Source organism: Acidovorax sp. GW101-3H11, assembly GCF_001633105.1.
Classification (GTDB): Bacteria; Pseudomonadota; Gammaproteobacteria; order Burkholderiales; family Burkholderiaceae_C; genus Acidovorax.
This window is the reverse complement of record NZ_LUKZ01000032.1, coordinates 1-12,636: the sequence shown is the minus strand read 5'-3', so window position 1 is coordinate 12,636 and position 12,636 is coordinate 1. Positions and strand designations below refer to the sequence as shown.

Here is a 12,636-nt window from a genome sequence, read left to right as displayed (position 1 = left end):
AGCCAACCAGCAACTGTTCGGGCTCGCAACAAACGGCCAGCCATCCACGCCAAATGCTCTCCCGCGGGCTCGCGGCCCAGAGGGCCAACGGGCTGTGGATAACCGCACAAACTCATTTCCCCAAACATCGAAAACGAAAGATACAAGGGAGTGAGAGCCATCTGAGATCGGTACCTAATCAGGCATTCCTGTTCTTACTTGCGCGTGTAGATCTGGTCAAAGCTGGCGTTGTCCGCAAAGTGCTCCTTGGCCGCCTTGTCCCAGCCACCGAACGCGTCGTTGATGGTGAACAGGTTCAGCTTGGGGAACTGCTTGGCGTACTTGGTCTTGGCTTTGTCGGACACGGCCGGGCGGTAGAAATGTTTGCCCGCAATGTCCTGGCCTTCTTCGGTGTAGAGGTACTGCAGATAGGCCTCGGCCACGGCGCGGGTGCCCTTCTTGTCCACGTTCTTGTCCACCACCGAGACGGCAGGTTCGGCCAGGATGGAGATCGAGGGGGCAATCACATCAAACTTGGTGCCGAACTCTTTCTCCAGCAGGTAGGCCTCGTTCTCCCAGGCGATCAGCACGTCGCCCTGGTTGCGCTGCGCAAACGTGATGGTGGAGCCGCGCGCGCCGGTGTCCAGCACGGGCACGTTGCCATACAGCTTGGCCACAAAGTCCTTGGCCTTGGCGTCACCGCCGTACTTGCGCTTGGCAAACTCCCACGCGGCCAGGTAGTTCCAGCGCGCGCCGCCCGAGGTCTTGGGGTTGGGCGTGATCACCTTCACGTCGGCGCGCACCAGGTCGTCCCAGTCCTTGATGCCCTTGGGGTTGCCCTGGCGCACCACCAGCACGATGGTGCTGGTGTAGGGCGAGCTGTTGTGCGGCAGGCGCTTTTGCCAGTCCTTGGGAATCCAGCCGCCGTTGGTGTGCAGCGCATCGGTGTCACCCGCCAGGGCCAGCGTGGCCACATCGGCGTCCAGCCCGTCGATGATGGAGCGCGCCTGCTTGCCCGAGCCGCCGTGGCTTTGCTTGATGGTCACGTCCTGGCCGGTCTTGGCCTTCCAATGCTTGGCAAAGGCCTGGTTGAACTCCACGTACAGCTCGCGCGTGGGGTCGTACGACACATTGAGCAGCGTCACAGACTGTGCAAACGACGGCAATGCCGTCAGGGCCAAACTGCCCACCAGGGCGGCGGCGAAGGGAAACTTGATAAAGTCGCGGCGAAAGTTCATGGAAGGGCCTCTTTTGTGAATGTGTTGCGGTGCAAAACACCGATGAAACGCATTCTGGAAGGCCCTCTTCAAAACTGGAACTACTGAGATTTCAGTTCTTAATATCTAAATCATCTGAGCGAACCCTTCTTCGCTCGCCCCCACTGCAAGGAATTCCCATGGCACGCACCGTTCAATGCATCAAGCTCGGCAAAGAAGCCGAAGGCCTCGACTTTCCCCCCTACCCTGGCGAGCTGGGCAAACGCATCTGGGAAAGCGTGAGCAAGGAAGCCTGGGCGGGCTGGCTCAAGCACCAGACCATGCTGGTCAATGAAAACCGCCTGAACCTGGCCGATGCGCGCGCCCGCCAGTACCTGGCGCGGCAGATGGAGAACCACTTTTTTGGCGGTGGCGCTGACGCTGCGGCCGGTTACGTGCCCCCCAGCGCCTGACCCCTCTTCCTCTCTCCATGTCCGAGCCTGTTGACTGGCTGCCGGACGGCACCCCCTACAGCCCCCGCTTCGGCGACCGCTACCACAGTGAAAACGGCGGCCTGGACCAGGCCCGCCGCGTGTTTCTGAACGGCTGTGGCCTGCCCGCCGCCTGGGCGGGGCAGCCGCAGTGGCGCATTCTGGAAACCGGATTCGGCTTTGGCCTGAACTTTCTGGTGACCTGGGCCGCGTGGCGGGCCGACCCTGCCCGGCCCACGCTGCTGCACTTTGTCTCGACCGAAGCCTGGCCCGTGAGTGCGGCCGACCTGTTGCGCGCCACCTCGTTCCACCCCGAGCTGGCACCGCTGGCCGAAGCACTGCACCGCCAGTGGTGGGGCCTGCTGCCGGGCGTGCACCGCCTGCGTTTTGATGAAGGCCGTGTTTTGCTCACCCTGTATGTGGGCGACACCCAGGCCATGCTGCGCCAGCAGAACCTGGTGGTGGATTCCATCTACCTCGACGGCTTCAGCCCCCAGCGCAACCCCGAAAGCTGGGACCTGCACACCCTGAAGGCCGTGGCGCGCTGCTGCCGTCGCGGTACGCAGCTCGCCACCTGGACCATCGCCCGCGCCGTGCGCGATGCCCTGGCGCAATGCGGCTTTGAAGTAACCCGCGTGCCCGGTGTGCCGCCCAAGCGCGACAACCTGCATGCCACCTACAACCCGCGCTGGGAGCCACGCACCACGCGCCAGCCTGCGGTGGCGCCCGAACCTGCCCTGCCCGGGCCCTGCATCGTGATCGGCGGCGGCATTGCAGGCGCGGCCACCGCCGCCAGCCTGGCGCGGCGCGGCTGGCATGTCACCGTGCTGGACCAGGCCCCCGAGCCCGCCGCAGGCGCATCGGCCCTGCCCGCCGGGGTGTTTGCACCCCATGTGTCGCCCGATGACAGCGTGCTGTCGCGCCTGTCGCGCAGCGGCATCCGCACCACACTGGAGCAGGCCCACTGGCTGCTGAGCGAGGGCGTGGACTGGGCGCATTGCGGTGTGCTGGAGCACCGCACCGATGGCACGCCCGGCCTGTCACCCGATTGGGGCCAAGGACCCGGCGCGGCCTGGAGCGAGCCTGCACCGCCCGCCAGCCTGGCCGCTGCCCAGTTACCGCCCGACGCCACCGCCTGCTGGCACCACCAGGCGGGCTGGGTGCGCCCGGCGCGCCTGGCCAGGGCCTTACTGGGCCACCCCGGCATTCAATGGCAGGGAAATTGCGCGGTAGCCCAGTTGCGGCGTGTGGAAACGCCCGTCGCCGATGGCCCCCCGGCAGCACCGGTCTGGCAGGCGCTGGACGCCCAAGGCCAGCTGCTGGCCGAGGCGCCCACCGTGGTCATCGCGGCGGGCGCGGGCAGCCCGGGGCTGCTGCAGCACCGCTGGCCCCTGCAGCCGGTGCGCGGCCAGGTGTCGTGGGGCGAACATGCAGCCCCTGCGGCGCCGCTGCTGCCATTCATTCCGTTTCCGGCGAACGGCAGCGGCAACCTGGTGCCCCGATTCCCGCTGGGCGACAGCCCCCAAGGCGACCAAGGCTGGGTGATGGGCTCCACGTTCGAGCGGGACGTGCAGGCCCTGCCCCCCAGCGCCGCCGACATCCAGGCAGCCCACGCCACCAACTGGGCCAAGCTGCAGGGCTTGCTGCCCGGCATCGCCCCCCAGCTGGAACCCCTGTTCGTCGGGGCGCTGCAACCCTCAGCGTCATCACCGCCCGCCGGGGCCCCACCCGCCCTGCACACCTGGGCCGCCGTGCGCTGCACCGCCCCCGACCGCCTGCCCATCGTGGGCCCCGTGGACCCGGCACACCTGCCCGGGCTGTGGGTCAGCACCGCCATGGGCGCGCGCGGGCTGACGCTGGCGCTTTTGTGTGGCGAACTGCTGGCCGCGCGCCTGCAGGGCGAGCCCCTGCCCATCGACGCGCGGCTGGCCAAGGCACTGGGCACCGAGCGCCTGGCGTAACGCGGGCTGCCGCAGCCCCCCCCGCCAGCCCGCGCCAATCCTTGCTTATAAACAAATGGACATATCGGCAGAGAAAAACAATAGTTTGCATCCATAAGAAGCCCCTCTATATTCGCCGCCATGCATGAATTGGCGTTTGTTTTTGCGGGCTTTGCCGTCGGGCTCATCGTGGGCCTGACCGGTGTGGGCGGCGGCTCGCTCATGACGCCGATCCTGATCTTCTTCTTTGGCGTGAAGCCGCACATGGCCGTGGGCACCGACCTACTGTTTGCGGCTTTCACCAAGATGGGCGGCACCGTGAGCCTGGCCCGCCAGCGCCTGGTGCCCTGGAAGGTGGTGGGCCAGCTGTGCGCAGGCAGCATTCCGGCCGCGTTGCTGGCGCTGTGGGCACTCAAGGCGATGGGCCCGGCCAGCGGCACGGCGCAAAGCATCATGACCACCACGCTGGGTTTTGCGCTGCTGCTCACGGCGGCAGCCACGCTCTACAAGGCCATTGCGTTTTCGGCCCAGCGCCAGGCGGCCGAAGCCGCTGCCCGCAAGGCCCACGCGGGCGACCCCACCCGCCCCCGCCACTGGAGCCTGCCCGTGCTGCTGGGCGCCGTGATCGGCACGCTGGTCACCTTCACCTCGGTGGGCGCGGGCGCCATTGGCGTCACCGTGCTGCTGCTGGTCTACCCCCTGCTGCCCCTGCCGCGCGTGATTGGCGCCGACATTGCCTACGCCGTGCCTTTGACCCTGGTGGCAGGGTTGGGTCATGCGTCGCTGGGCTCGGTGGACTGGCCTTTGCTTGCACAATTGCTGGCTGGCTCGCTGCCGGGCATCTGGCTGGGTTCGCGCCTGGTCACCCGCACGCCTGAGCGCCTGATCCGCTCCGCCCTGTCCGTCCTGCTGGCCTGGGCAGGCTTCAAATTGATTCTGATCTAGGAACCCCCGGTTCCCGCCCCACGATGTACCAATACACAGAATTCGACACCCAGTTCGTGCAGCAGCGCGCACACCAGTTCCGCGACCAGCTCACGCGCTGGCAGACGGGCAAGCTGAGCGAGGACGACTTCCGCCCCCTGCGCCTGCAAAACGGCTGGTATGTGCAGCGCTACGCCCCCATGCTGCGCGTGGCCGTGCCCTATGGCGAGATCGCCAGCCGCCAGCTGCGCGTGCTGGCACAGATCGCCCGCGAATACGACGAGCCCGAAGCCGCCGTGTTCAAGTCGGCCATGGAAGGCCAGGGCAAGCTGGGCACCACGTTTTTGCCCACGCACTGCGCCCACTTCACCACGCGCACCAATGTGCAGTTCAACTGGATTCCGCTGTCCAAAAGCGCCGACGTGATGGACCTGCTGGCCAGCGTCAACCTGCACGGCATCCAGACCAGCGGCAACTGCATCCGCAACACCACCACCGACGCCTTGGCGGGCATCGCCGTGGACGAGATCGTGGACCCCCGCCCCTATGCGGAGCTGATCCGCCAGTGGTCCACACTGCACCCTGAGTTCGCGTTTTTGCCCCGCAAGTTCAAGATCGCCATCACCGGCGCCAAGGACGACCGCGCGGCCACTGGCTGGCACGACGTGGGCCTGCACCTGGTCAAGAACGATGCGGGTGAGATCGGCTTCAAGGTGTTTGTGGGCGGTGGCATGGGCCGCACCCCAGTCATCGGCACGGTGATCCGCGAGTTCCTGCCCTGGAACCAGATCATGAATTACATCGAGGCCATCGTGCGCGTGTACAACGAGCACGGCCGCCGCGACAACAAGTACAAGGCCCGCATCAAGATTCTGGTGAAGTCCGAAGGCCAGCAGTACATCGACGATGTGGAAGCCGAATACCGCCAGATCCTGGAGATTGACGGCGGCCCCCACACCATCCCGCAGGCCGAATTCGACCGCGTGGCCGCCTGCTTTGTGGCGCCTCAGCTGGCCGACGTTGCCGATGTGGCGCCAGAGGCCCTGCAGGCACAGCTGGACGCGCAGGCGGCCGAGCATGTAATGTTTGGCCGCTGGCTCAAGCGCAATGTGCACGCCCACCAAAACCCGCAATTGCGCGCCGTCACGCTGTCGTTCAAGCGCCCCGGCCAGTCGCCCGGCGACGCGACCAGTGACCAGCTCATCGCCCTGGCCAACCTGGTGGACAAGTACTCCGCCGGTGAAGCCCGCGTGACCCACGACCAGAACGTGCTGCTGCCCTGGGTGCACGCCAGCCGCCTGTTTGCACTGTGGGAAGAAGCCAAGGCCCTGGGCCTGGCCAGCGCCAACGTGCAGCTGCTCACCGACATGATCGCCTGCCCCGGCGGCGACTTCTGCGCGCTGGCCAATGCCCGCTCGCTGCCGATTGCCGAGGCCATCACCCAGCGTTATCAAGACCTGGACGAGCTCGACGACATCGGCGAGATCGACCTGCACATCAGCGGCTGCATCAACAGCTGCGGCCACCACCACAGCGGCCACATCGGCATCCTGGGCGTGGATAAAGACGGCAAGGAGTGGTACCAGGTCACGCTGGGCGGCTCGGACGGCTCGGACCTGTCGGGCGCTGCTGTCGCAGGCAAGGTGATTGGCCCCTCGTTCTCGGCCGCCGAAGTGCCGGACGTGATCGAGGCCGTGCTGGGCACCTACCGCGACCTGCGCGAAAGCGGCGAGACCTTCCAGAACACCGTGCGCCGCACCGGCCTCGACCCGTTCAAGGAAGCCGCCAAGACCGCCCGCCACCCTGCCACCGAAGCGCTGGCCACGGCCTGATCGCCAGCCGCCAATCCCTACAAGACCCATGAAAATTCTTGCATCCCAAGACCACCAGCCGCCCGCAGAAGGCGATGCCCGCACCGTGGCGCTGGCCAACGACGCCGACGCGCTGGCCCTGCCGCTGGACGGCGTCGAGCGTGTGGACCTGCACTTCCCCAGCTTCACCGACGGCCGCGCGTTCAGCCAGGCGTTTTTGCTGCGCCGCCGCCGTGGCTTTGCGGGCGACATCCGCGCCACCGGCGACGTTCTGATCGACCAGCTGGTGCAGATGCAGCGCACGGGCTTCAGCTCGGCCGTGCTGCGCGAAGGCGTTGACCCGGCCGACGCCCAGCGCCAGTTCGAGAGGTTCCCCGGCTTCTACCAGGGCGACGCCGTCAACCCCCAGCCGCTATTTGCCAGCAAGGCCGCCTGATCTGCCGCCAGGCCCGCCCACACTCCATCGCACCATGAGCCAATTCGATCTCGCACACATCAACGCGGAACTCGGCCGCAACGCCGAGGGCCTCGTCGCCTGGGCCCTGGGCCTGGGCCAGAGCCCCATCGTCACCACCAACTTCCGCCCGTTCGAAGCGGTGATCCTGCACATGGTGTCGCAGGTGAACCCCGATGTGCCCGTGGTCTGGATGGACAACGGCTACAACACCGAAGCCACCTACCGCTTTGCCGACGAGGTCACAAAGCAGCTGGGCCTGAACCTCAAGATCTACCTGCCGCGCCGCTCGCGCGCACACCGCGAAGCCGTGGAAGGCACCACCCCGGGGCTGGACGACCCGCGCCACGCCGCGTTCACCGAAGAGGTGAAGCTGGAGCCCTTTGCCCGCGCCCTGCGCGAGACCGCGCCCAAGGTCTGGTTCACCGCCCTGCGGGCCACCGACACCGCCGTGCGCGCGCAGATGGACCCGGTGAGCATCAACCCCGACGGCCTGATCAAGGTGGCGCCACTGCTGCACTGGTCGTCCAAAGAGCTGCACGAATACTGCGTGAGACACGGCCTGCCCAACAACTTCGACTATGTGGACCCCACCAAGGGCGAAGACAACCGCGAGTGTGGTTTGCACATTGCGCATTGATACCAAGAAACCGTTCACGCTGAGCTGGTCGAAGCGCCGCGCAGAGCTTCGGCAAGCCTGTCCTGAGCCTGTCGAAGGGCTCAGCCCGAACGGTTCTGATGGTTCGAACGCTCATCCGTACGAAACCCCACTGATCCGACCATGAACGCCCGCACAGACTCAGCGCTGCTTGAGAAAACCAACAACATGAGCTACCACCTCAACAACTCCCACCTGGACGCGCTGGAAGAAGAAACCATCTTCATCCTGCGCGAAGTCGCCGCCGCCTTCGAGCGCCCCACCCTGCTGTTCTCGGGCGGCAAGGATTCGCTGGTCATGCTCAAGTGCGCCGAAAAAGCGTTTGGCGCGGGCCGCATCCCCTACCCGCTGCTCATGATCGACACGGGCCACAACTTCCCCGAAGTGACGGACTTCCGCGACTTCCGCGCGAAGGAGCTGGGTGCCGAGCTGATCGTGCGCAGCGTCGAAGACTCGATGGCGCGCGGCACCGTGCGCCTGTCCCACCCGGGCGAATCGCGCAACGTGCACCAGTCGGTCACGCTGCTCGAAGCGATTGAAGAGTTCCGCTTTGACGCCCTGATCGGCGGCGCCCGCCGCGACGAAGAAAAGGCGCGTGCCAAAGAGCGCATCTTCAGCCACCGCGACAGCTTCGGCCAATGGCAGCCCAAGGCCCAGCGCCCCGAGTTGTGGACCCTGTTCAACACCCGCCTGCAGCCGAACGAGCACTTCCGCGTGTTCCCCATCAGCAACTGGACCGAGCTGGACGTGTGGCAGTACATCGACCGCGAGAACATCGCGCTGCCCAGCATCTACTACACGCACAAGCGCCAGGTGGTGGACAAGAAGGGCCTGTTGATGCCCGTGACCGAACTGACCCCGCCGCGCGACGGCGACGTGGTGGAAACGCGCGATGTGCGCTTCCGCACCGTGGGCGACATCACCTGCACCGCACCGGTGGAAAGCACCGCCGCCACCCCGGCCGAGATCGTCATCGAGACCCTGGCCGCCGACGTGAGCGAACGCGGCGCGACGCGCATGGACGACAAGACTTCCGACGCTTCGATGGAGAAGCGCAAAAAAGACGGCTATTTCTGAGACGGGCACTTCTGATGACTACTACCAATTCGATAGCTGCCAACGCTTACCAGACGGGCGGTGAAGCCCAAAATGACCATGTTTCCGCCCTCAAGTTCATCACCTGCGGCAGCGTGGACGATGGCAAGAGCACACTGATCGGCCGCCTGCTGGTGGACAGCAAGGCCGTGCTGCAAGACCACCTGGCCGGTGTGCAGCGCCAGGGCGAGACCGACCTGGCCCTGCTGACCGACGGCCTGAGCGCAGAGCGCGAACAAGGCATCACCATCGACGTGGCCTACCGCTATTTCGCCACCGAAGAGCGCAAGTTCATCATTGGCGACGCACCCGGCCACGAGCAGTACACGCGCAACATGGTCACCGCCGCCAGCAGCGCCGACGCCGCCGTGGTGCTGGTCGATGCGACCAAGCTCGACTGGAAGAACCCCAACCTGGCGCTGCTGCCGCAAACCCGCCGCCACAGCCTGCTGGCGCATTTGCTGCGCGTGCACTCGCTGGTGTTTGCCGTGAACAAGCTCGACGCGGTGGAAGACCCCGCGCTGGCCTGGAAACACATCCAGGGCGCGCTGCAATCCTTTGCGCAGGCCGCTGGCATCAGCGTGCGCGCCACGGTGCCCGTGTCCGCGCTCAAGGGCTGGAACGTGGTCGATGCCCATGCAGGCTGGTGCGGCTACGAAGGCCCCACGCTGCTGCAGGTGCTCGAAGTGCTGCCCAACACGCCCGCCGACACGGCGCTGGCCCCCGCCTTCCCTGTGCAGTGGGTCGAGAAGTTCTCGTCCTCGTCCGACACCAGCCAGGGCCGCCGCGTGTTCTGGGGCCGAGTGGCCGCAGGCAGCTTTGCGCCCGGCACCGCCGTGCAGGTCTTCCCCAGCGGCCAGTTGGCCACCGTGGCCCAGGTGCTGGACCACGCCCGCCGCCCCGCCGATGTGCCCGCAGGCACCAGCGCCGGCATCATCCTGGACCGCGAGGTGGATGTGTCGCGCGGCGACTGGATCCTGGCCGCCCCCACGGCAGCTGCTGCCCCCGCTGCTGACGACGACTTTGGCGACACCCCCGCCGCCACCCCGGCCTGGCCCGCCAGCCGCGAACTGGCCACCACCATCGCCTGGATGGACGACGAGCCCCTGGTTGCAGGCCGCGTGTACTGGGCGCTGCACGGCCACCGCTGGGTGAAGGCCAAGGTCAAGGCCGTGGTGCACAAGCTCAACATCAACACGCTGGCCGAAGAAGCCGCCACGCAGCTCGACCCCAACGCCATTGGCCATGTCCAGCTTGTGCTGCAAGAGGCCATCCCGGCCGCTGCGTTCGGCCAGGCCCGCGTGCTGGGCTCGCTGATCCTGGTGGACACCGCCAGCCACAAAACCGCTGGCGCCGTGCTGGTCCACTGATCCAAATCAGCACCCCAACCCCCAGTCACCCCATCGGGGTGAGGGACCCTGTAACCAAAGGTCGGTGAAAGCTTTTAAAATCGAGGGTTTTCACCGACCCACACAACTCCTGTCATGACCCACGTCGTCTCCGAAAACTGCATCAAGTGCAAGTACACCGATTGTGTGGACGTGTGCCCCGTGGACTGCTTCCGCGAAGGCCCGAACATGCTCGTCATCGATCCTGACGAATGCATCGACTGCGCCGTCTGCATCCCCGAGTGCCCAGCCAACGCCATCTTTGCCGAAGAAGACCTGCCCGCAGACCAGATCGCCTTCATCAAGCTCAACGCTGACCTGGCCTTTGCCGACGGCTGGAAAAGCATCACCAAGCGCAAGCCCGCGCTGCCTGACGCCGACGAGTGGAACGGCAAGCCCGGGAAAGTCAACGAACTGGTCAAGTGCCCCCCCACAGCCAACCGTTCGGGCTGAGCTTGTCGAAGCCTTGCGCCGCGCTTCGACCAGCTCAGCGTGAACGGTTTGCGTCGGTCCAACGCGACGTGGCGCCAAACGCTACCACCCAAGCGTGACGCCCATGATTCAAGAAACCGACGCCGTCGTCATCGGCGCAGGCCCAGTGGGCCTGTTCCAGGTCTTCCAGCTCGGCCTGCAAGGCATCACCGCCCATGTGATCGACGCCCTGCCCCATGCGGGCGGCCAGTGCGTCGAGTTGTACGGCGACAAACCCATCTACGACATCCCCGGCATCCCGGTCTGTACCGGGCGGGAGCTGGCGGATTTGCTGCTCCAGCAGATCGCGCCGTTCAAGACCCAGTGGCACCTGAACACGCTGGTGTCCGCGCTCACCGCACAGGCCGACGGGCGTTTGCTGGTTGAAACATCCCAAGGTGCGCGGCTGCTGGCCCGCAGCGTGTTCATTGCTGCCGGTGTGGGCGCCTTTGTGCCACGTGCACTCAAGGTGGACGGTATCGAGCGCTTTGTGGGCACCCAGCTGCACTACCAGAACCTGCCCGCCCGCGTGGATGTGACCGGGCGCCATGTGGTCGTGCACGGTGGCGACGAGCCCGCCGTGGCCCGTGCCGTGGAACTGGCCGAACAAGGCCAGGCCGCCCGCGTCAGCCTGTTGCACCGCCGCGACGTGTTCCAGGCGCCCGACACCCTGCTGCAGCGCCTGCAGCAATTGCGCGATGTGGGCCGCATCCATGTCGAGGCCGCGCAAATCACCGGCATTGACACCACAGGCGACCAGCTGACCGCCTTGCAGGTCGTGGACGCCGATGGCAGCACCCGAGCCCTGGCAATCGACCTGCTGGTGGCCGTGCTCGGCATCTCGCCCCGCCTCGGCCCCATCGCCGACTGGGGCCTGGCCATGGACCGCAAACAGCTGGTGGTGGACACCGAGGCCTTCCGCACCAGCGTTCCCGGCATCTACGCCGTGGGCGACATCAACACATACCCCGGCAAACGCAAGCTCATCCTGTGCGGCTTCCACGAGGCCACGCTGGCGGCCTTTGGTGCGGCCGAGGCGCTCAAGGGCGATAAGGTGGCGCTGCAGTACACCACGACCAGTCCAAGGCTGCACCAATTGCTGGGCGTGGCACCTGCATCTACGGCCTCATCCACCTGACTGACTGGCTGGCTGGCGCCCGACAGGTGGCACCCAGCCAACCCACTACCATCTGCAACACATTTCCTCCGGGAAATGCCACCGCTAGGGGTGTCGGAGCCGATCACCGGAACCGACTGAGAGAGTCCCTTTGAACCCCATTGAACAGACTCTGGCGCTGCATGCAGATGTGGGCCAAGAACAGCCGGAAGAACTGGGCCATTGGCCCTTTTTTCGTCCGGCCATCGCGCGATAGATCGACCCTGGCGTCGTGACCCACATGTCGGCCAACACGCTGAGGTGTACCAGCCGGAGGCCTGCATCGCTATGATCCGTTTCAGCTCGTCATGTGTAGTGACCAGGGGACGGGCCACCCCACTGCACTCATTGGAAAGTTATGGACATCGAAAGCCTCGGTCGCGAGTATCAAGACTTTAGTAGCAAGGCAGAGCGCTTGCGGATAGCGATCTCAGACCAGCTAATGGCACTGATTTCTGAGAACTCCCTCACCCTCGGCGTACCAATAGAAAGTCGATTGAAGACGTGGAGTTCTGTTGCAGAAAAGCTCGAAAGAAAACAGCTCAAGTTGCAGTCCATCAGGGAACTACCAGACTTGGTAGGCGTTCGAGTCATCTTGCTCTTTAGCTCCGACGTTGGCAAAGCAGTCGGACTAATTGAACAAGTCTTCGAAGTAGTCTCGCGTGAAGATACGGTAACGCGCCTGGGAGATTCTCAGTTCGGCTACCAGTCTCAACATTTTATCGTTCGCCTTCCGGAATCGTGGTTGGGTGTCCCCACCCTTAGTGGACTGGGTCAACTCACGGTTGAACTGCAAATTCGGACTCTTGCGCAGCATATCTGGGCGGCAGCTTCACATAAGCTGCAGTACAAGCAAGAGGCAGGGGTACCGCCACCGCTCCGACGAACAATCAATCGAGTTTCAGCGTTGCTAGAGATAGTTGACCTAGGGATGTCCTGAACAACTCGAATTCGTGAGTGCTACAAGGCCGCAGTTTTCAGATCGCGCAGAGACCGCCCTTTTTGCCTGCTGGTGGGCCTTGCTTTTGGGTTGCCCCGAGGCCCTTCTTGCCGCCTTCGCGGCCATTTGCCTG

General features: G+C 65.3%; 12 protein-coding genes. 11 read left to right on the top strand and 1 reads right to left on the bottom strand.

All coding sequences use genetic code 11. From position 1 onward, the window contains the following. Positions 1–194 precede the first annotated feature (194 nt). On the bottom strand, positions 195–1,217 hold the full coding sequence (locus A1D30_RS22470; RefSeq protein ID WP_063462962.1) for a sulfate ABC transporter substrate-binding protein: 1,023 nt from the start codon (positions 1,215–1,217) through the stop codon (positions 195–197). A 158-nt stretch (positions 1,218–1,375) separates the two neighbouring features. Here A1D30_RS22470 and A1D30_RS22465 point away from each other — a divergent pair, with 158 nt between their 5' ends. The 11 genes from A1D30_RS22465 to A1D30_RS25005 all read left to right on the top strand — a co-directional run bounded on the left by A1D30_RS22465 (position 1,376) and on the right by A1D30_RS25005 (position 12,503). Continuing rightward, complete coding sequence (locus A1D30_RS22465; protein WP_010461281.1) at positions 1,376–1,648, top strand: oxidative damage protection protein; 273 nt, start codon at positions 1,376–1,378, stop codon at positions 1,646–1,648. 17 nt (positions 1,649–1,665) lie between these two features. Then, a complete protein-coding gene (gene mnmC, locus A1D30_RS22460; protein WP_063462961.1) occupies positions 1,666–3,627 on the top strand; it encodes an FAD-dependent 5-carboxymethylaminomethyl-2-thiouridine(34) oxidoreductase MnmC in 1,962 nt (653 codons plus the stop codon). A gap of 120 nt (positions 3,628–3,747) precedes the next feature. Then, positions 3,748–4,551, top strand: a complete 804-nt coding sequence (locus tag A1D30_RS22455) for a sulfite exporter TauE/SafE family protein (RefSeq protein WP_063462960.1) — start codon at positions 3,748–3,750, stop codon at positions 4,549–4,551. Between the two features lie 23 nt (positions 4,552–4,574). Beyond that, positions 4,575–6,362 carry a nitrite/sulfite reductase gene (locus tag A1D30_RS22450; RefSeq protein ID WP_063462959.1) on the top strand — a complete coding sequence of 596 codons (1,788 nt, stop codon included), beginning with the start codon at positions 4,575–4,577 and terminating at the stop codon, positions 6,360–6,362. Positions 6,363–6,390: 28 nt separating this feature from the next. After that, a complete protein-coding gene (locus A1D30_RS22445) occupies positions 6,391–6,777 on the top strand; it encodes a DUF934 domain-containing protein (protein WP_063462958.1) in 387 nt (128 codons plus the stop codon). Positions 6,778–6,811: 34 nt separating this feature from the next. Next, positions 6,812–7,435, top strand: a complete 624-nt coding sequence (locus A1D30_RS22440; RefSeq protein WP_063462957.1) for a phosphoadenosine phosphosulfate reductase family protein — start codon at positions 6,812–6,814, stop codon at positions 7,433–7,435. A 141-nt stretch (positions 7,436–7,576) separates the two neighbouring features. Continuing rightward, positions 7,577–8,530: a sulfate adenylyltransferase subunit CysD gene (gene cysD / locus A1D30_RS22435; protein WP_063462956.1), complete on the top strand. Its 954-nt coding sequence runs from the start codon at positions 7,577–7,579 to the stop codon at positions 8,528–8,530. Positions 8,531–8,544: 14 nt separating this feature from the next. Next, entirely contained in the window at positions 8,545–9,918 is a 1,374-nt protein-coding gene (locus tag A1D30_RS22430) for a GTP-binding protein (RefSeq protein WP_063462955.1), read from the top strand. 114 nt (positions 9,919–10,032) lie between these two features. Further along, a complete protein-coding gene (gene fdxA, locus A1D30_RS22425) occupies positions 10,033–10,389 on the top strand; it encodes a ferredoxin FdxA (protein ID WP_063462954.1) in 357 nt (118 codons plus the stop codon). Between the two features lie 103 nt (positions 10,390–10,492). Further along, positions 10,493–11,545: an NAD(P)/FAD-dependent oxidoreductase gene (locus tag A1D30_RS22420; RefSeq protein ID WP_063462953.1), complete on the top strand. Its 1,053-nt coding sequence runs from the start codon at positions 10,493–10,495 to the stop codon at positions 11,543–11,545. Positions 11,546–11,921: 376 nt separating this feature from the next. Next, positions 11,922–12,503 (top strand): RelA/SpoT domain-containing protein, encoded by a 582-nt coding sequence (locus A1D30_RS25005; RefSeq protein WP_082836585.1) that lies wholly within the window; start codon positions 11,922–11,924, stop codon positions 12,501–12,503. Positions 12,504–12,636 lie beyond the last annotated feature (133 nt).

Excerpts from the sequence above, each read along its gene's own strand:
- A1D30_RS22470 (WP_063462962.1), bottom strand. The coding sequence starts at position 1,217 with ATGAACTTTCGCCGCGACTTTATCAAGTTTCCCTTCGCCGCCGCCCTG.
- A1D30_RS22465 (WP_010461281.1), top strand. The coding sequence starts at position 1,376 with ATGGCACGCACCGTTCAATGCATCAAGCTCGGCAAAGAAGCCGAAGGC.
- mnmC (WP_063462961.1), top strand. The coding sequence starts at position 1,666 with ATGTCCGAGCCTGTTGACTGGCTGCCGGACGGCACCCCCTACAGCCCC.
- A1D30_RS22455 (WP_063462960.1), top strand. The coding sequence starts at position 3,748 with ATGCATGAATTGGCGTTTGTTTTTGCGGGCTTTGCCGTCGGGCTCATC.
- A1D30_RS22450 (WP_063462959.1), top strand. The coding sequence starts at position 4,575 with ATGTACCAATACACAGAATTCGACACCCAGTTCGTGCAGCAGCGCGCA.
- A1D30_RS22445 (WP_063462958.1), top strand. The coding sequence starts at position 6,391 with ATGAAAATTCTTGCATCCCAAGACCACCAGCCGCCCGCAGAAGGCGAT.
- A1D30_RS22440 (WP_063462957.1), top strand. The coding sequence starts at position 6,812 with ATGAGCCAATTCGATCTCGCACACATCAACGCGGAACTCGGCCGCAAC.
- cysD (WP_063462956.1), top strand. The coding sequence starts at position 7,577 with ATGAACGCCCGCACAGACTCAGCGCTGCTTGAGAAAACCAACAACATG.
- A1D30_RS22430 (WP_063462955.1), top strand. The coding sequence starts at position 8,545 with ATGACTACTACCAATTCGATAGCTGCCAACGCTTACCAGACGGGCGGT.
- fdxA (WP_063462954.1), top strand. The coding sequence starts at position 10,033 with ATGACCCACGTCGTCTCCGAAAACTGCATCAAGTGCAAGTACACCGAT.
- A1D30_RS22420 (WP_063462953.1), top strand. The coding sequence starts at position 10,493 with ATGATTCAAGAAACCGACGCCGTCGTCATCGGCGCAGGCCCAGTGGGC.
- A1D30_RS25005 (WP_082836585.1), top strand. The coding sequence starts at position 11,922 with ATGGACATCGAAAGCCTCGGTCGCGAGTATCAAGACTTTAGTAGCAAG.